The sequence below is a fragment of the Azospirillum sp. A26 genome (assembly GCF_042604635.1).
Classification (GTDB): Bacteria; Pseudomonadota; Alphaproteobacteria; order Azospirillales; family Azospirillaceae; genus Azospirillum; species Azospirillum palustre.
The window spans coordinates 1473493-1492105 of the sequence record NZ_CP170472.1 but is presented as its reverse complement, the minus strand read 5'-3'; the positions used below and the strand labels follow the sequence as shown (position 1 = coordinate 1492105).

Genomic DNA, 18613 nt, shown 5'->3' with positions numbered 1-18613 from the left:
ATCCCCCTGAGTTCCATTTTTTACCGACCCCGCCCACCCGCCGTTGGGGACGCATCCCTGGCGTTCCAAGGCTGCCGCCCGTGTTTTTCCATCATGCGGAAAGACGAAACGGATTGTTGAGTTCCAAAACAATCCGAGCAAAACATTATGTGTCGCCGATGCGGTTCCTCTATGGAAACGGCGGCATCTATCTATCTCCTAAGACTGCACACCCTCGTTTGAGGGGGCCGTGCAGGTACCGGCACGGCTTCTTTTTACAGAACACGCGACCGATCGGGTGATCCGATAACAGAACCGGTGTGGACCGCTCGCCGGATGTGGTGTGTAAGGTAAGTTTTACTTGATCAGACTGTATGCCTACGGCGTCGATCCGTCCGTCGGTGTCTTTTTGTCCCCGGTTTTGGCATACCAGATTACATATCTGGCATTCCTAAATCGGGACAATCGAACTCCGAGCGATTGTCGGCATCCGCGCCGAGTTCCGGAAAGGAACCGTCAGCAAGAGCGGTCCGTCCGGGTCATTCCGCAATCGTGATTGGCGTGCCGGTCCCCGGGAGAGGGGCCGTGCCGCCGGCTCAGGCAAGTTTAAGGGAGGCACGATGGCTCATATGAATTCACAACCGGCGGCGGAATCCGCGGCGCCGGTGACCGACGCGGTGCGCTGGACGCAGATCGTCGTCGGCATCGTCTGCATGGTGGCGGCGGCCAACATCCAGTATGCCTGGACGCTGTTCGTCCCGGAAATCCAGGCGACCCATGGCTGGACGCGCGCATCGATCCAGACCGCCTTCACCATCTTCGTCGTCGTGCAGACCTGGCTGACGCCGATCGAGGGTTACTTCATCGACAAGTACGGCCCCCGCGTGATCGTCGCCGCCGGCGGCTTCTTCACCGGCCTGTCCTGGATCGTCGACAGCTATGCCGGCACGCTCGCCATGCTGTATGTCGGTTCGGCCATCGGCGGCATCGGCGTCGGCTGCGTCTACGCCACCTGCGTCAACAACGCGCTGAAGTGGTTCCCGGAAAAGCGCGGTCTGGCGGTCGGCCTGACGGCGGGCGGCTATGGCGCCGGTTCGGCCCTGACCATCCTGCCGATCTCGGCGATGATCCACAGCAGCGGCTATCAGTCGGCCTTCTTCTGGTTCGGCCTGGTGCAGGGCGCCATCATCATCTGCGCCGCGCTGTTCCTGCGCATGCCGCAGAAGGAGCAGGTCAAGGCCTCCACCAAGGTCGCGCAGACCCGCCGCGACTACACGCTCGGCGAAGCGGTCCGCACCCCGGTGTTCTGGGTCATGTGGGCGATGTTCATCGGCACCGTCACCGGCGGCCTGATGGCTGTGGCCCAGCTGGGCGTCATCGCCCACGATCTGGGCGTGAAGGAAGCACCGGTCAGCGTCTTCGGCCTGACCATGGCGGCTCTGCCCTTCGCCCTGATGCTCGACCGCGTGATGAACGGCATCTCGCGTCCGCTGTTCGGCTTCATCTCCGACCACATCGGCCGTGAGGCGACCATGTTCGTCGCCTTCACCCTGGAAGGCGTCGGCATCATCATGCTGAGCCGCTTCGGCCACGACCCGATGATGTTCCTGATCCTCAGCGGCATGGTCTTCCTGGCCTGGGGCGAAGTGTACAGCCTGTTCAGCGCCACCTCGGCCGACACCTTCGGCACCAAGCATGCCGGCAAGATCTACGGCGTCCTGTACTGTGCCAAGGGTGTCGCCGCCCTGCTGGTCCCGCTGGGCAACCTGCTGATGGAAGCCACCGGCACCTGGGCGACCGTGCTGTATGTCACCGCCACCATGGATCTGACCGCCGCGGCCTGTGCGCTGCTGGTCCTGAAGCCGATGCTGGCCCGGCACCACGCCCGGAACGAGGAGTTGGCACGCCGTGCCGAACATGGCGATGCAAGCCGCGCCGTCCCGGTCGGGGCCGCCGCCGGCACCGCCAACGGGTAAGGCGCAGTCGGGGGGCTTCGCTCGGAAGACTGACTGACGGATGCGGGCCGGGATGCGCGAGAAGCGCCCCGGTCCGCATCGTTCATTCGATCCAGAAGGGACGGTCCTTGGCCTTGCCGGGTTTGCCGTCGGAATTCTTTTCCGCTTGGGCCGCCTGCTGGAAGCGGTCGGAGGAGAACAGGATGCCCGGCTCCTCTTCCGTCTCGTCCTTCTCCGGCTCGATCACGGTGAAGCCGCCGCGGTCGCTGGCCATGTAGACGGCATGGCCGATCATGCCGGTCAGCGCGAGGAACAGAAGGGCCTGGGTCTCGATCATGGCGGAAACGTCCTTATCGGGAGGGGCGGGGCGTCGACAGGAAAAAAGGGGACAGGAACAAAGGCGATAGGAACAACAGTGCATGAGGCCGAACGACGTCCCCCGCGGACAGCGGGTGCCCACGGTGACGGTTCAGTCATGCTGTACTGCAACATAAGCAAACTGGCATGCCACCGCAAAAAGTTTTGCATGCCAGATGCCGGATGCCTGACCTGCAACTTTGCCGCAGGCGCATCTACCGCCGAAGAACGGTTTGCCCCGCAACCAAAGTGGCCTCGCCGCTGTTCCCCGCCTGTCCTCCCCGCATCGGGCCGGGAGTTGGGCATCGCGATGGAGCGGCCATGATCCGGGACCTCTGGTACAAGAATGCGGTGATCTACAACCTGTCGCTGTCGACCTTCATGGATGCCAACGGCGACGGCGTCGGCGATTTCCAGGGGCTGCTGCGCCGGCTGGATTATCTGCACGGGCTGGGGGTGACCTGCCTGTGGCTGGGGCCGTTCCAGACCTCGCCGATGAAGGACGACGGCTACGACGTCGCCGACTATTACAATGTCGATCCGCGGTACGGCACGCTGGGCGATTTCGTCGAGTTCACCCATGCCTGCGAACAGCGCGGCATCCGGGTGATCATCGATCTGGTGATCAACCACACCTCCGACGAGCATCCCTGGTTCAAGGCCGCCCGCAGCGATCCCGACAGCAAATATCGCGACTGGTATGTCTGGTCCGACAAGAAGCCGGAGAATGCCGACCAGGGCATGGTCTTTCCCGGCGTGCAGAAATCGACCTGGACCTATGACCGCGAAGCCAAGGCCTGGTATTTCCACCGCTTCTACAAATTCCAGCCCGACCTGAACACCGCCAATCCGGAGGTGCATGCCGAGCTGCTGAAGATCATGGGCTTCTGGATCCAGCTGGGCGTCGCCGGATTCCGCATGGACGCCGTGCCCTTCATCATCGCGGAGAAGGGGGCGGACGTCACCAAGCCGAAGGAACAGTTCGGCATGCTGCGCAGCTTCCGCGAGTTCGTGCAGTGGCGGCGCGGCGACGCCATGCTGCTGGCGGAGGCCAACATCCTGCCGGAGGACGACCTGCACTATTTCGGCACCGACGGCGACCGCTGCCACATGATGTTCAATTTCCAGGTCAACCAGCATCTGTTCTATGCGCTGGCGACCGCCGACACCGCACCGCTCGCCAAGGCGCTGGAGGTGACGAAGCCGCGGCCGGCCACCGCCCAATGGGGCACCTTCCTGCGCAACCACGACGAGCTTGATCTGGGCCGGCTGACCGAGGAGCAGCGGCAGGCGGTGTTCGCCGCCTTCGGGCCGGACAAGTCGATGCAGCTTTATGACCGCGGCATCCGCCGGCGGCTGGCGCCGATGCTGAACGCCGACCGGCGGCGGATCGAGCTGGCCTACAGCCTGATGTTCACCCTGCCGGGGACGCCGGTCATCCGCTATGGTGACGAGATCGGCATGGGCGACGACCTGTCGCTGCCCGAACGGAACTGCGCCCGCACGCCGATGCAGTGGTCGGACGAGCCGCATGGCGGCTTCACCAAGTCCGACGCGCCGGAAAGCCCGGTGATCAGCGGCGGCGTCTTCGGCTATGAGCGGATCAACGCGGCGATCCAGCGCCGCGACCCGCAATCGCTGCTGAACTGGACCGAGCGCATCATCCGCATGCGCAAGGAGTGTCCGGAAATCGGTTGGGGCGACTTCCAAATCCTGAAGACGGGCCGGCCGGAGGTGCTGGCTCTGCGCTATGACTGGCGCAACAACGGGGTGGTCGTCCTGCACAACCTGTCGGACAAGCCCTGCGAGATCGTCCTGGATGTGGACGGCCATGGCGAGGATTGCCGGCTGGTCAACCTGCTGTCGGAGGACCACAGCGAACCCGATGCCAAGGGTCGCCACCATCTGGTGATGGAAGCCTACGGCTATCGCTGGTTCCGGGTCGGCGGGCTGGATTATCTGCTGCGGCGGACGGAGGGGGACGGCAAGCCCGGCGAGCAGGTTTAGAGTCTGTCTGGTGCTTATTGAAGCACCAGACAGACTCTAACCTTTTGGTTTTTCCGTGTGATTCACGCTTCAAGCGATTCCGCTTGAACCGATCACACTCTAAGCGACGTCCAGCCGGACCGGCGCGCCGTCTTCCGTCCGGTCATAGGCGGCGCGGGCCTCCAGCATCTGCGCGATGTGGGTTTCGGCCCACATCCGCAGTGGCACCAGCGTTTCGGCCAGCGTGGCGCCCAGCGGCGTGATGGAATATTCGACGGTGACCGGCACGGTCGCGAAGGCCCTGCGGCTGACCAGCCCGTCACGCTCCAGGCTTTTGAGGGTCTGCGACAGCATCTTCTGCGAAATGCCCTCGATCTCGCGGCGCAGCTGGTTGAAGCGCATCGGCCCGCTTTCCAGCAATCCCAGGATCAGCACCGTCCATTTGTCGGCGATCCGGTCCAGTGCCTGCCGGGTCGGGCAGGCGGAGGCATAGGCGTCGGGCAGTCGATCCACCTCCGACGGCCGCTTGCCGCCCAGCCCCAACAGGGTCCTGTCCATCCGCATCCACTCCCAGTTCAGTCATCCAGACCGGCAACCCGGCGGTTACGCGCGGGTGACCATGTCACGAAAAGGTGCCTTCTTTACACCAGATTTCCAAAGGGGCATCAAGTCACTATTGGAAACCTAGTTGAAGGACACCCGCCATGAACGTCGCCATCATCGGTGCCGCCGGCCGCGCCGGCAGCCGCATCCAGGCCGAACTGCTCCGCCGCGGTCACAGCGTCACCGCCATCGTCCGCGATCCCGCCAAGGTCGCCGCCGCCCCCGGCCTGACCGTGAAGGCCGGTGATGCCAACAAGGCGGAAACGCTCGCCCCGCGGCTGGCCGGCCATGACGCGGTGGTCAGCGCCGTGATGTTCCTGATGGGCGATGCCGACAGCCTGATCGGCGCGGTGAAGACCTCCGGCGTGCCGCGCTATCTGGTGGTCGGCGGCGCCGGCAGCCTGGAGGTGGCGCCGGGCAAGCGCGTGCTCGACCTGCCGGAATTCCCCGAAATCTACAAGGCCGAGGCCACCAAGGGCGCCGAGTTCCTCGACCGTCTGAAGGCCGAACCGGCCCTGAACTGGACCTTCCTGTCGCCGTCGGCCGAGTTCGTGCTGGGCGAGCGGACGGGCAAGTTCCGCCTTGGCGCCGACTCGCTGCTGGCGGACGAGACCGGCCGCAGCTGGATTTCCTACGAGGACTTCGCCGTGGCGCTGGTCGATGAGATCGAGACGCCGAAGCACGAGCGCAAGCGCTTCACGGTGGGGTACTGAGCGCGGCCGGGGTATCTCTCCGGTAGGTTGTCCGGAGCAGGGGGCTGCAATCTTCCATTACCCCTCCCATGTCTTCGGCAAGGGCAGATCAAGCCCGGCAAGACAAGACATGGGAAGGAACGGAATGGCTCTGATCCCCTGCGCCGCCTGCGGCCACACGATCTCCACCGAAGCGCCGTCCTGCCCGTCCTGCGGACACCCTGGTGCGAACGCGACGGGTGGCCGCGACGGGATGGCGCGGATCGCCGGGACTGTCGCCGGCTCCTACATCTCGGCGCAGATGCTTGCCAGCATCATCGTCGGCTCGGTCGCCATCGTCAGCTTTGCCGCCATCATGATCGCGGTGATCCTGAAGGGGTGAGCCTAGGCAGCCAAGACCGGCAGCGGAACTGCCGGTCTACCTCCGCCCGAACAGCCTCTCAATATCGGCCAGCTTCAGTTCCACATAAGTCGGCCGGCCGTGGTTGCACTGGCCGCTGTGCGGGGTCGCCTCCATCTGGCGCAGCAGGGCGTTCATCTCGTCGACGCTCAGCGTGCGACCGGCGCGGACGCTGCCGTGGCAGGCCATCGTCGCGCAGACCTCCTCCAGCCGTTCCTTCAGCGACAGGGCGTCGCCCAGTTCGGACAGTTCCTCGGCAAGGTCGCGGATCAGGTTCTTCACGTCGGACTGGCCGAGCAGGGCCGGGACCTCGCGCACCATGACGCAGCCGTGGCCGAAGCCTTCGATCACCAGACCGAGTTCTGCCAGTTCGGCGCTGCGGGCCAGCAGGCGGTTGGCGGAGGGTTCGTCCAGCTCGATCAGTTCGGGGATCAGCAGGGCCTGGCGCTTGACGCCGCCTTCCAGCAGGGCGGTCTTCATCCGCTCGTAGACCAGCCGTTCATGGGCGGCGTGCTGGTCGACGATGACGATGCCCTCGCGGGTCTGCGCCACGATGTAGGTGGTGTGGACCTGTGCCCGCGCCGCGCCCAGCGGGTGGCTGTCGGGCGGCGGCTCGGGCTTGTGGGCGGCGGGGTCTGGGGTGCGGTATTCCGGCGGGCGCGCTGCCGGGGCGAAGCCGTTGCCGAAGCCGCTGAGTCGGCCTTGCAGCGGCGGCAGCCCCGTCTGGGTCGGCGCCTGGAAGGCGGCGGAGCGCTCCGCCAGACCGCGCGGCACGGATGTGGGCGTGTAGGAACCACCCCAACCGCTCCCGCTTGACCCGCCGCCGGAGCGGCCGTAGGGCAGAGGGGAGGGGGTGAAGCCGCTGTCGGTCCCAGCAGCATCGCCGGCAGGTTCCGGCCGCAGGGCGCCCAGCGTGGCGAGGCCGACGGTGGTGGAAGCGCGGTGGCCGGCCTCGGCCAGCGCGTGCTTCAGCGAGCCGACGATCAGGCCGCGCACCAGACCCTGGTCGCGGAAGCGCACCTCGGCCTTGGCCGGGTGGACGTTCACGTCGACCTCCTGCGGGTCGATGTCGAGGAACAGCGCCAGCATCGGGTGGCGGTCGCGCGGCAGGAAATCGGCGTAGGCGGCGCGCACCGCACCCACCATCAGCTTGTCGCGGACCGGGCGGCCGTTGACGAACAGATGCTGGTGCTTGGCGGTCGGGCGGTGAAGGGTCGGCAGGCCGATCCAGCCGGCCAGCGACGCCCCCTCGCGCACCGCCGTCACCGGAACGGCGTTCTCCTGGAAATCGCGGCCCATCAAGGCACCCAGCCGGGTCAGCCGGGCGTCCAGCAAATCGCCCTGCGCAGCACTCAGCCGCAGTCCGCCGCGCCCGCCGTCGGAGAGCGTGAAGGCGACGCCGGGATGGGCCATCGCCAGCCGCTCCAGGCAATCGGCGATGTGGTCGTATTCGGTGCGCGAGGCTTTCAGGAATTTCAGCCGGGCCGGCACGGCGGCGAACAGGTCGCGCACCTCGATCCGCGTGCCCTGAGCCAGCGCCGCCGGCTGCGGCTGGCCCTTGGCGCCGGCATCGACGGTCAGGCTCCAGGCGCTGTCGGCGTCGCGGGCGCGGCTGGTGATGGTCAGGCAGCTGACGGCGCCGATGGACGGCAGTGCTTCCCCGCGGAAGCCGAGAGAGCGGATGTCGAGCAGGTCGTCGCTCGGCAGCTTGGAGGTGGCATGGCGTTCGACCGCCAGCGCCAGCTCGTCCGGCGTCATGCCGCAGCCGTCGTCGGTGACGGCGATCAGCGACTTGCCGCCGTCGCGCGCCACCACGTCGATGCGGGTGGCCCCGGCGTCGATGGCGTTCTCCACCAGCTCCTTCACGGCGGCGGCGGGACGTTCGACCACCTCGCCGGCGGCGATGCGGTTGACCAGTGTTTCTGGGAGCAGACGGATCGGCATGCCCATAGATATAGTGCCGACCGTCGGCCGACACCACCATCATCAGGCCGCTATTCGCGTTTACAGACCCTTCAGGGCCTTCATGTATTCAACCAGCTTGCGTTCGTAGAAGGGTTGCGGCGACTGGTAGCGGGCGACGAGGCCGGCTTCCGCCGTCATCTTCACCACCATGCCCATGCAGGAGACGTCCACCGGATCGCCGCCGAGGTCGAATTGCAGGCGGAAATCGAACTTTTGCTTGGCGATCAGGTCGCCGTCATAGGGACGGATGCGGAAGGAGCCGATGACGAACTCCTCCGGCACATATTCGTGATGGTCGATGACGATCTTCGGCGGGGTGGAGGGGCGTTCCTTGCGCGGCTCGGCCGCGGACTTCGCACCGCCCGGCTCCTTGTTGCCTCCAGAGAATTTCGACAGCCAAGACATGAAGAGCGACGTCCTCTTGTTCCGAAACCCTGAAACCATACCGACATATTCAGACAGTTTTGGGGGCACATCGTTTAACAACAGTTAATGGCATAAGCATTCGTTACGGCCCGGTAATTTTCCTGCCGGGACCGCGTATTGACGTTGCCGGCCTCGCCGACGGAGCCGTGACTTTCGGGGTTGCTCCTCCCTGCCGCTTCCGCTGCCGTCATGCTAGGCTTGGACCTCGTCCCGTTGCCGCCCGCCCTTTGCCGCCCTTTTGGGGGAACCGCCATGCCACTGTTGCCGGTGATCCGCGATTTCGCTGCGGAGGCGTCGGATCCCCGGCGCTACGCCGCGCTCGGCGGCGGTTGGTCGCTGGCGGTTGCCGACGTCACCGGCAGCACGCTGCTGGCCACGCAGGGACGCCATCGCGACGTCAATTTCGTCGCCGCCGGGGTGGTCGCGGTGCTGTCCGACGCGGTGCGCATCGGGCAGGAGCCTGCCGCCTGCCAGTTCGGCGGCGACGGCGCCATCGCCGCGGTGCCGCCGGGGCGGGAGGACGGGGCGCGGGCGGCGCTGTCCGCGCTTGCCCACTGGTCGGCGGAGGTGATGGACGTGCCGCTGCGCGTCGGGCTGGTGCCGGTGCAGGCTCTGCTCGACCAGGGGCTGGAGGTGATGGCGGCGCTGCACGATGTCGGCAACGGCAACAGCTTCGGCCTGTTCCTGGGTGCCGGGGTGGTGGCGGCCGATGCCTGGGTGAAGGAGGATGCGCGCTGGCGCCTGCCGCCGCAGCCGGGCCCGCTGCCGGGGCTGGAGTCGGTGTCCTGCCGATGGAACCCGGTGCCGCCGCGGCGCGGAACCGTGCTGTGCGTGATCGTCGATGCGGTCGATCCGGGAGCCGAGGGGCTGCTGGAGCTTGCCCGCGTCCAGCGCGCCATCGAGGCCATCGTGCCCACCGCCGGCGCCGCCCCGCTGGGGGTGGGGGAACGGCTGGAAACGCGCTGGCCGCCTGACTTGCGCTCCCTGCTGATGGAGGCGCGCGGCGGCCGGGATGATGCCGGTCTCGGGCCAAGTCCGGGCACGCGCGTCCGCCGGGTGGGCAAGGCGCTAGCCGGGTCGGGACTGCTGGTCCTGCTGCTGAGGCTGGGCCTGTCGCTCGGCAATTTCGATCCGCAGCGCTACCGACGCCACATGGCGGAGCGCACCGATTTCCGCAAATCGGCCGGCGGGCCGCGGCTGGTGCTGGACGTGACGGAGGGGGAAGCCGACGCCATCGAGACGCTGCTGGCCCAGGCGGCACAGGCCGGCTCGATCCGCTACGGCACCGCGCGGGCCGATGCGACCACCGTCACCTGTCTGGTCGGCGACGTGATGGCCGACCGCCATGTGCATTTCGTCGATGGGGCCGGGCTGGGGTTCTGGCGCGCCTCGGTCATGCTGAAGGCGATGAAGGCGCGGGAAAAGGCGGGGCAGGCGACGGAACCGGAGCCCGCCGCCGCCCTGTCGTGATCCGACCGGTCAGGCGGTGATGTCGACGCCCTGCGAGCCGCGCGGCGTCAGGCTGGCGAACAGGCTCTGCGCGCCGGAGATGTCGCCGGAGCTGAGCGAGCTGCTCAGGCTGCCGAGATTCTTCTTCAGGGTGCCCAGGAAGTCGGTGGAGCTGCTGTCGCTGCCACTGTCGTCCCCGCTGTCGCTGGCGCTCTTCAGCATATCCGACAGGGCCGACAGCGAGTCCTGGGCGCCCGACACGTCGCCGGATTGCAAGGACTGGGCGAGGCTGCCGACGGTGCTGCGCAACTCGTCCGATCCGCCCTCGTCACCCGGCGGCGGACCGTTCGGCGGTGGGCCGCCCGCTCCGCCGGGACCTCCACCGGGACCGCCGGCACCGCCCGGAACGCCGCCGGGCGGGCCGTTCTTGGACATCGCCTGCTGGACCTGACCGATGTCACCGCTCTTCAGCGCCTCTCCCACGCTGGACAGCAGCTTCGACAGCGGGTCCTTACCGGTGCTGGCGCTTGTGCTTGACCCGCTGCTCGACCCGCTGCTGCTGCCCTGCTTGTCGGACTGCAGCTTCGACAGGGAGTCGTAGGCGGACTGGACGGCGGTCATGTCGCCGGACTCCACCGCCTTCTTCAGGCTGTCGACTCCCTCGCGGATTTCTTTACCCGGCCCTTGCGGCCGCTGATAGGTCTGGCCGACGGCCGACGCACTCACCATGGATACCGACATGGCACTCTCCAACGGATAGCCTCACAAGAGGCAGTACGGGGGAGGCATGGGACTCCTGCGCACCGGAAGGCGGGTGACCGTGCGGCTTCGATAAAATTGTCGGAAATGCCGCAGGCGGGGATCAGATACGGCCGGCTACCCGCCGTCCGCCGCCTTCCGACGGCACGATCTCGGTTCCGACCGGCCACAGCGCCAGCAACGCAAGCTTCAGATGCGCCCAGGCGAAGGGCAGGCCGATGATGGTGATGGCGAGCCCCGCCGCCGCGATCAGATGGCCGAGCGCCAGCCACCAACCGGCCAGCACGAACCACACGATGTTGCCGATGAAGCCGAGCGCGCCGGTGCCCATGTCTTCGCGCCCGCGGAACTCATCCCGGCGCACGGCGGTTTGTCCAAAGGGGAGCAGGGTGTAATGGGCGATGGTCAGGGCGGAGCGGGCCCAGGGCAGGCCGATGATGGACACGGCCATCAGGACCCCGGCCAACAGCCAGCCGAGCGCCATCCAGATGCCGCCCGTGACCAGCCAGAGCAGATTGAGGAGAAGACTGAGCAGAGGCATGACAGTTACCCTCCCTTTCGCCGCAGATGTGGGGACGCTCATACGGCGCGCCTAGAGGTGGGCCGGACAGATATCGGCAGATGCGAAGATGGGGCACCCCGTCCGGCGGCGCGAAAGAGGGGGAGCCTCATGCCATCCATGCCTTGAACCGGATCCGTACGGTCCACAGATCCGAATCAGGCATCATGACGACGCATCCGGACGGGCCCTTTGCCGGCACCACCGCCGGCGGGCCGCCTTCCGGATCACACGGATCGGAGGCCGCATGAACGAGGCTTTGAACACCGACGCCGGCGCCGACGCGCCGAACATGCCGGGCGAGGGCGAATCGCTCTCGCCGGTGGTCGCCGCCATCCTCGGCACCGCCGTCGCGGCAGCGGCCAAGCGCGGCGGCAATGGCGACGTGGTCCGCGGACTGATCGCCGGTCTGCGCATCCTGCGCGCCACCGTCGAGGAAGAGGCCGGCTATACCATGGCCGCCGCCGTCGACAACGCCATCCGCACCCGCCTGCTGGCCGACAACCTGTCGCGCCTGCGCGTCAGCGGGGAGAAGCCGCAGGCCGTCCCGCTGCCGGACCCCGGGCCGGGCGCCAGCGCCGCCGCCGCCATTTTCGAAAGCGCGGCGGAGTCCTGCCTGACCGTCAACGCCCATGCGGAGGACAATGGGCCGCTCGAAACCGCGGTCTTCGCCTTCACCGCACAGTTGCTGCAACAGTTGGGTGGAGCGCCGGAGTGGCGCAGCCTGGTCGGCGAACTGCGCCGCCCCTTGGCGGTCGCACCCGACCCGGAAGGGGAGGAGGTGACGCTGCATTGACCGGTCGCCACGGCAGTCGTCTCGGCCGGTGATCGGGCCGCTGATCGCCTGTGATCGAAAGCGGCCGGGAGCCGGCCGGCAAGTCATGGAATTTGCTTTGCTTTTGTCGTGTTTCGACGGTGGCTGAAACCTTTTGCGGGCAGGGTGGGGTTTTAGCCCCTTTTCAGGGTTTTGCCCGATTTATCGAACGGGACGACTTCGGTTCGGCTTCGTTACGGTTGGGTTCGGCGGTGGGACGGTCCCATCGCGGAACGCCACCATCGGGGACCCGACCGTGTTCTTTCACACCCAGCCTTCCACCGTCCGCGCCGGACGGGCAGACACCGCCCGCTGTCCGGTGAACGGTCTGACCGCGGACGGGGTGGGTGCTGCCTGGGCCGGCGACCGCACGGCCGACCGGGCCGGCGATCCGTCCGGGCGGCGGGTGATCTTCCTTCATCCCGGCAAGGGGGCGTGGTGGCGCCTGCTGGACCATGTTCCGGCGGGCCAGGAATGGCTGACCGTGCCGGCCGCCGCCGGAGCGGCGATGCTTTCCCCGCTGCTGGTGGAGCGCGGCGGGCGCCGGCCGGTTCTGGTCGCCGGTGCGGTGACGGCGCCGCTCGCCATCGCCGCGGCGCTGGATTTTCCGGAACAGGTCGGCGGCGTGATGATCGTCGACGATGTCGGCGCCGACTCGCCGATGCGCCGGCGCTGGAACGCCCTGGCCGCCTGCTTCGGCCGGCCGTTGCCGACGATGCCGACGGGCGATCTCGGGGACCTTGAACCCGAACTGCCGGCGGTGCGGGTGCCGGTGACCCTGATTCAGGGCAGCGACCCGGCCGGGCTGTTCATGCGGCTCGAAAGCGGGCTGACCGGGTGCCGCACCCTGACGGTCGTCGCCGTGTCCGACGCCGCCGCCATCCGCCCGCGCACCCATGCGCCCGAACTGCGCGGCGCCCTGCTGGCGCTGGTCTCCGCCGTGGAGCGGGCGCAGCGGTAAGGGAGTTTCTTTTACAGGCTCTGGGCGGTCAGCGCCGCCTGTGTGCGGTTGCGGACGCCGAGGTGCCGCAGGATGGCGGTGACATGGACCTTCACCGTGCCTTCCGTCAGTCCCAACTCATGGGCGATCTGCTTGTTCGATTTGCCGTCGCGCAGCCGGGCGAGAACATCGCGCTGACGCGGCGTCAACTGGTCGCCGTTGGCATTGGCCATCCCGGCATTGTCGTCCATCGGCTCGCCGGAACCGTGCCCCCCATAGCCGCCATGCATCTGTTCGACACGGTCGGCGCCGCGGATGGCCTGTTCGGGAAGATAGATTCCGCCGGCGAGGACCAACTGCAAGGCGCCCAGCAGGACCTTGGCGCTGGAGGATTTCGGGATATAGCCGGCAGCGCCGTTTTCCAGGGCCGCCAGCAGGTCGGACCGTTTTTCCGACCCCGACACCACTACCAGAAGCGCCTTCGGCAGGTTGGCATGAATGTCGCCGAGCGCCGAGAAACCGGTCCAGCCGGGCATCCCCAGATCGAGCAGGATCAGGTCGAACGGTCTGGTGCCGTCGCACAGCGCCCGCACCTCGTCATAGGTGCTCGCCTCGAAAAACGTCATGTCGGCGTCGAATTGCGCCAGGAGTCGGCGCAGACCGTCTCGGAACAGCAGGTGATCGTCGGCGATCAGCACGTTCATCGCAGGCATTTCCAGAAGGTTGCGGCGATCTCACACCGGGATGGCGTCATCGGCCCGCAGTTCACATAAGCACGTCCATTCTCACGCTGTAGTTCGCTTTTGGTCTTAGACCGCTTCCTCTATGCCTGCCGTCCTTACCGGCCATGGGTCTGGCGGGGGGATGCGCGGGCTGCCCGGACGGTTTGCGGAAACGGAAAAGCGCTGCAAAAGGCAACGTCCCGCTCCGTTGGCCGCCTGCCCCGGATGGAAGGGGCGGACGGCCAGGACGGAAGGCGGGCGGGGCCATTCGGCAGAGCGGTATGCCGATCCGTCGGATCGGGCGGCAATCAGACGGTGGCGGCGACGCCGGTTTCGGCGGCCTGATCGCCGATGCCGTTGTTCAGCGCCCAGATCGCGGCCTGGGTGCGGTTGGAGGCGTTGATCTTGCGGAGCAGGCTCTTCAGGTGAACCTTCACGGTGGCTTCCGTGATGCTCAGGTGGTTGGCGATCATCTTGTTGCTGTTGCCGTTCAGCAGGCAGCGCAGGATCTGCACCTCACGCTGCGACAGGCCCTTGCGGCGGGTCGGCAGCTCGGCGCCCATGTCCTCGGTGCGGCCGCTGACCAGAAGCTCGGCGAGGTGGGTCGGGAACACCTTCTCGCCCATCATCACCAGCTTCAGCGACTGCATCAGCGCCTCGCAGGCGATGTCCTTCAGCAGGTAGCCGCCGGCACCGGCGCCGAGCGCGGCCGACAGGCGGCGGGTTTCCAGATCGTTGGTCAGGATGACGATCCGGATCGACGGGTGAGCTTCGCGCAGGCTGCGCATCGCTTCGACTTCCTCGTCGGCGCCGCTCGGCAGGTCGATGAGGATCAGGTCCGGGTTCTGGCCGGTGCCGAGCGTCGACAGGCCCTCGCGCAGGCTGCCGGCTTCGCCGACGACGTTGAAGGGGGTGCCTTCGAACAGACGCTTCATGCCCTCACGGAAAAGCTTGTTGGCATCGATGAGGAAAACGTTGATGGCATCCATGGTCTCAGCCCGCCTTTTGTTCCGTTCCGATCAAAGTGGCGCCGGGTGGCGCTTCGGAGGCATCCCCGACCTTCCGCTCCTGCGTCCGGTCCGCTCCCCCTCAGGGTTCGGGGGTGCCTCCTTGTGATCCATAGATACCCCCGATTTGCGCCGCGCAAAATTTCGCTTAGGTAAAATTCGCGTCGAGCAATGGGCATATGCCGTAAGCCTGCATAAGACAAGATGAGGACATAATGCAGCTTGCCCTGGTCAGGTGGAATAACTGTCTGTGACAGAAAAGGGGAAATCGTTAACGGTCGTGCCGTGACTTCGTAAGGACACTGAACGATAGTGTCGGGTGACTTTCACGACGAAGGGCCTCGGCCGGGCAGAACTACGTCATCGCCCGATGGTTGGAGTCCTATATCCCGGAAATTTGCCATTAGGCATAAGCGTGGCCGTGCCGCTCTCCGTCGCCGGGCGGGGTATGCCGCCATTGACGGGGGTCGTGCCGGGGCGTTCTGTGCTGTATACGTTCCAGCCGCGACAGAGCATTCGCACGCTTTCTCCGATTTTCTCGTCCATTCCCTTTCGTCCATCCCCAGGCCGGGACGCCATGTCAGACGCTTATGATGATGATCCGTTGAGCCACGCCGCTCCCGCCGCCGGTCCCGCTTCAGGATTTCCGGCGGCAGCGCAGCGCTTCGCCTATCTGGACGGGCTCAACCCGACACAGCGGGCGGCGGTGGAGGCTCTGGATGGACCGGTCCTGGTGCTGGCCGGCGCCGGAACCGGCAAGACGCGGGTGCTGACCACCCGGCTGGCCCATCTGCTGATGACGCGCCGTGCCGCCGCCTTCCAGATCCTGGCGGTGACCTTCACCAACAAGGCCGCCCGCGAGATGCGCGAGCGCGTCGGCCATCTGATGGGGATCGAGCCGGAGGGCTGGTGGCTCGGCACCTTCCACGCGCTGGCCGCCCGCATCCTGCGCCGTCATGCCGAGCTGGTCGGGCTGAAGTCTAATTTCACCATTCTCGACACCGACGATCAGGTCCGCCTGATCAAGCAACTGCTGCAAGCCGAGAACATCGATTCCAAGAAGTGGCCGCCCCGTCAGGTGCTGGGCGCCATCGAACGCTGGAAGGACCGCGGCCTGACGCCCGACCGGCTCGGCGATGCCGACGGCGGCGACGTGGCGGGCGGCCGGGTGGTAGCGATCTACCGCGCCTATCAGGAGCGCCTGCGTACTCTGAACGCCTGCGATTTCGGCGATCTGCTGCTGCACAACCTCGCCATCTTCCAGAACCATCCGGACGTGCTGGCGGAATATCACCGCAAGTTCAAATATCTTCTGGTCGACGAGTATCAGGACACCAACGTCGCGCAGTATCTGTGGCTGCGCATCCTGTCGCAGGCGCACAAGAACATCTGCTGCGTCGGCGACGAGGATCAGTGCCTGATCGCCGGCACCCTGGTCACCATGGCCGACGGCAGCCGGCGGGCCATCGAGGACATCGGCGCCGGAGACGCCGTTCTGTCCAACTATGGCAGCGGCGACCTGCGGCCGGCCATCGTCGCACGGACCCATGCGAAGCCATACCGCGGAGAGGTGGTGGTCGTCCAGACCAGCGCCGGGCGCCGGATCGTCAGCACGCCGGAGCATGTCCATTTCGCCGGCTATCGCCTTGGACTGACGCCCCAGACCTATTTCACCTATCTGATGCACAAGGAAGGGACCGGCTGGCGACTTGGCACGTCGCAGGTCTACACGGCCGGACAGGTCAAGCCGATGGTCGGTTTCATGCAGCGTCTGTTGCAGGAACGGGCCGACGCCTTGTGGATCGTCGGAACGCACAGCAGCGAGAACGACGCGCGGTCCGACGAATACATCACCTCTCTGCGATACCAGATTCCGACCTTGCCGTTTGTCCCGCGCAGGGGCAGGTCGGAGAATGGGCTGGTTCAGGATGCCGCCTATCTGTCGAAGGTGTTCTCATCCTTCGACACTGATGCGGGCGCCGCGCGTCTTCTTGCCGACCGCGGGCTGCCGATGGATCACCCGCACCACCGTCCACGCTCGCGCAATGCCAGCCGGAGGAATGTCGTGCTCACGCTGTGCGGTGATCGGCGCGGCCCGACGCCGATGCATCGGATTTCCATCGTCGGCAACGACGAGCCGGGAAGTGCCGCACTGAGGGAGCTCGGCTTCAGCGTGCGTGCCGCGAAAGCAGGATCCGACAGCTGGCGCGTGGAAACGGCGAACAAGGATTATGGGCAGCTGATCGGCGAGGCGGAACGGGTCCGCAGTGCGTTCGGATCGGCGAACCTGATCCGTATGGCGCGGCTTGGGACCAACCTGGGCGATGTGACGGAAGCGAACTCTCTTCCCTTCACGCCGGCGGCCTCTGTTCTTCCGGGGATGGCGATGTTCGCCGAGGACGGCAGTTATGACATCGTCGCCTCGGTGGAGCGTGAGTTCCATGAAGGGACGGTCCACGATCTGGATATCGAGTCGACCCATAATTTCTCCGCCGACGGTGTCTTTACCCACAACTCGATCTACGCTTGGCGTGGTGCCGAGATCGGCAACATCCTGCGGTTCGAGACCGATTTCCCCGGCGCCACCATCGTCAAGCTGGAGCAGAACTACCGCTCCACCGGCCATATCCTGGCCGCCGCGAGCGGCCTGATCGCCAACAACCAGGGCCGGTTGGGCAAGACGCTGTGGACCGAGGCCGATGGCGGCGAGCCGGTCAAGGTCAAGGCGGTGTGGGACGGCGAGGAGGAGGCGCGCTGGGTCGGCGAGGAGATCGAGACTCTCCAGCGCAAGGGCACCTCCCTGGCGCAGATCGCCGTGCTGGTCCGCGCCGGCTTCCAGACCCGCGAGTTCGAAGAACGCTTCATCACGCTCGGCCTGCCTTACAAGGTGCTGGGCGGCCCGCGCTTTTACGAGCGGCAGGAAATCCGCGATGCGCTGGCCTATTTCCGCGTCGTCAATTCCGGCGACGACGATCTGGCCTTCGAACGCATCGTCAATCTGCCCAAGCGCGGCGTCGGTCCGGCGGCGATGCAGAGCCTCTACACCGCCGCTCGCGCCCGTGGCCTGTCGCTGACCGAGGCCGGCTGGGCGCTGACCGAAACGGACGAGCTGAAGCCGAAGCTGCGCGCCACCCTGCGCGGGCTGCTGCAGGACTTCTTCCGCTGGCGGACGCTGATGGCGACGGTTCCGCACACCGAGCTTGCCCGCACCGTCCTGGACGAGTCCGGCTACACCCGCATGTGGCAGGAGGACAAGACGCCGGAGGCTCCCGGCCGGCTGGAGAACCTGAAGGAGCTGATCACCGCCATGGCGGAGTTCGAGAACCTGCCGGGCTTCCTGGAGCACGTAGCGCTGGTGATGGAGAATGCCGAGGCCGCCGGCATCGAGCAGGTCACGGTGATGACCCTGCACGGCGCCAAAGGGCTGGAGTTCGACCATGTCTTCCTGCCGGGCTGGGAGGAGGGCGTGTTCCCCAACCAGCGCGCGCTTGACGAGACCGGCATCGCCGGGCTGGAGGAGGAGCGGAGGCTGGCCTATGTCGGTCTGACCCGGGCGCGCCGCCGCGCCTATGTCAGCCATGCCGCCAACCGCCGGCTCTACGGCAACTGGGTCAGCGCCGTCCCGTCCCGCTTCGTCGAGGAGATCCCGCAGGACAATGTGGAGGCCGAGGCGGCCAACGGCCTGTTCGCCGGCAGCGGCGGGCGCGGCGGTTTCGGTGGCGGGGCAGGGCCTTACGGGGCCGGCGGCTTCCAGTTCCGCGGCTCCACCCGTCAGGCGCCGGCGCCCAAGACGATCACGCTGGACCAGGGCGCCTATGCGGTGGCGCCGCGGCCCCGGCCGGATTCGCCCTTTGCCAAGGGCGCGCGGGTCTTCCACCAGAAATTCGGTTACGGCACCGTGGTCGGCGTGTCGGAGGACAAGCTGGAGATCGACTTCGACCATTCCGGCAGCAAGAAGGTGATGGACAGCTTCGTCGTGCCCGCCGACAAGGCGGGCTGA

Annotated in this window: 16 protein-coding genes; 8 read left to right on the top strand and 8 right to left on the bottom strand. The window is 66.7% G+C overall.

Features of this window, described 5'->3' with window-relative positions; all coding sequences use genetic code 11:
- Window positions 1-608 precede the first annotated feature (608 nt).
- Complete coding sequence (oxlT, locus tag ABNQ39_RS07620; RefSeq protein ID WP_376956532.1) at window positions 609-1955, top strand: oxalate/formate MFS antiporter; 1347 nt, start codon at window positions 609-611, stop codon at window positions 1953-1955.
- An 82-nt stretch (window positions 1956-2037) separates the two neighbouring features.
- On the opposite strand, the gene ABNQ39_RS07615 is transcribed toward oxlT, so the two are convergent.
- Window positions 2038-2271 (bottom strand): hypothetical protein, encoded by a 234-nt coding sequence (locus ABNQ39_RS07615; RefSeq protein WP_376956530.1) that lies wholly within the window; start codon window positions 2269-2271, stop codon window positions 2038-2040.
- A gap of 341 nt (window positions 2272-2612) precedes the next feature.
- Here ABNQ39_RS07615 and ABNQ39_RS07610 point away from each other — a divergent pair, with 341 nt between their 5' ends.
- Window positions 2613-4298, top strand: a complete 1686-nt coding sequence (locus ABNQ39_RS07610) for an alpha-amylase family protein (protein ID WP_376956528.1) — start codon at window positions 2613-2615, stop codon at window positions 4296-4298.
- Between the two features lie 99 nt (window positions 4299-4397).
- Here the strand turns inward: ABNQ39_RS07610 and ABNQ39_RS07605 are convergent, their stop codons facing one another.
- Complete coding sequence (locus tag ABNQ39_RS07605; RefSeq protein ID WP_376956526.1) at window positions 4398-4835, bottom strand: winged helix-turn-helix transcriptional regulator; 438 nt, start codon at window positions 4833-4835, stop codon at window positions 4398-4400.
- A gap of 146 nt (window positions 4836-4981) precedes the next feature.
- Between ABNQ39_RS07605 and ABNQ39_RS07600 the strand changes: the two genes are divergently transcribed.
- Both ABNQ39_RS07600 and ABNQ39_RS07595 read left to right on the top strand, forming a co-directional pair.
- Window positions 4982-5593, top strand: a complete 612-nt coding sequence (locus ABNQ39_RS07600) for an NAD(P)-dependent oxidoreductase (protein WP_376956524.1) — start codon at window positions 4982-4984, stop codon at window positions 5591-5593.
- A gap of 124 nt (window positions 5594-5717) precedes the next feature.
- On the top strand, window positions 5718-5954 hold the full coding sequence (locus tag ABNQ39_RS07595) for a hypothetical protein (protein ID WP_376956522.1): 237 nt from the start codon (window positions 5718-5720) through the stop codon (window positions 5952-5954).
- A 36-nt stretch (window positions 5955-5990) separates the two neighbouring features.
- Here the strand turns inward: ABNQ39_RS07595 and mutL are convergent, their stop codons facing one another.
- Complete coding sequence (gene mutL, locus ABNQ39_RS07590; RefSeq protein WP_376959766.1) at window positions 5991-7916, bottom strand: DNA mismatch repair endonuclease MutL; 1926 nt, start codon at window positions 7914-7916, stop codon at window positions 5991-5993.
- Window positions 7917-7976: 60 nt separating this feature from the next.
- Entirely contained in the window at window positions 7977-8342 is a 366-nt protein-coding gene (locus tag ABNQ39_RS07585) for a hypothetical protein (RefSeq protein WP_376956520.1), read from the bottom strand.
- A gap of 273 nt (window positions 8343-8615) precedes the next feature.
- On the opposite strand from ABNQ39_RS07585, the gene ABNQ39_RS07580 reads away from it, so the two are divergent.
- Window positions 8616-9833: a DUF3095 family protein gene (locus tag ABNQ39_RS07580; RefSeq protein WP_376956519.1), complete on the top strand. Its 1218-nt coding sequence runs from the start codon at window positions 8616-8618 to the stop codon at window positions 9831-9833.
- A 9-nt stretch (window positions 9834-9842) separates the two neighbouring features.
- Here the strand turns inward: ABNQ39_RS07580 and ABNQ39_RS07575 are convergent, their stop codons facing one another.
- Window positions 9843-10553, bottom strand: coding sequence for a hypothetical protein (locus tag ABNQ39_RS07575; protein ID WP_376956517.1), 711 nt, complete (start codon window positions 10551-10553; stop codon window positions 9843-9845).
- 121 nt (window positions 10554-10674) lie between these two features.
- On the bottom strand, window positions 10675-11112 hold the full coding sequence (locus ABNQ39_RS07570) for a YccF domain-containing protein (protein WP_376956515.1): 438 nt from the start codon (window positions 11110-11112) through the stop codon (window positions 10675-10677).
- 265 nt (window positions 11113-11377) lie between these two features.
- Between ABNQ39_RS07570 and ABNQ39_RS07565 the strand changes: the two genes are divergently transcribed.
- The gene (locus tag ABNQ39_RS07565; protein WP_109052174.1) at window positions 11378-11926 is read left to right on the top strand and encodes a hypothetical protein; all 549 of its coding nucleotides are present in this window, start codon (window positions 11378-11380) and stop codon (window positions 11924-11926) included.
- A gap of 274 nt (window positions 11927-12200) precedes the next feature.
- Window positions 12201-12905: an alpha/beta fold hydrolase gene (locus ABNQ39_RS07560; RefSeq protein WP_376956513.1), complete on the top strand. Its 705-nt coding sequence runs from the start codon at window positions 12201-12203 to the stop codon at window positions 12903-12905.
- Window positions 12906-12916: 11 nt separating this feature from the next.
- Here the strand turns inward: ABNQ39_RS07560 and ABNQ39_RS07555 are convergent, their stop codons facing one another.
- Together ABNQ39_RS07555 and ABNQ39_RS07550 are read right to left on the bottom strand one after the other, a co-directional pair.
- Window positions 12917-13588: a LuxR C-terminal-related transcriptional regulator gene (locus ABNQ39_RS07555; protein WP_376956511.1), complete on the bottom strand. Its 672-nt coding sequence runs from the start codon at window positions 13586-13588 to the stop codon at window positions 12917-12919.
- Window positions 13589-13914: 326 nt separating this feature from the next.
- Window positions 13915-14595 carry a LuxR C-terminal-related transcriptional regulator gene (locus tag ABNQ39_RS07550; protein WP_376956509.1) on the bottom strand — a complete coding sequence of 227 codons (681 nt, stop codon included), beginning with the start codon at window positions 14593-14595 and terminating at the stop codon, window positions 13915-13917.
- A gap of 622 nt (window positions 14596-15217) precedes the next feature.
- Here ABNQ39_RS07550 and ABNQ39_RS07545 point away from each other — a divergent pair.
- Window positions 15218-18613, top strand: coding sequence for a UvrD-helicase domain-containing protein (locus ABNQ39_RS07545; protein WP_376959738.1), 3396 nt, complete (start codon window positions 15218-15220; stop codon window positions 18611-18613).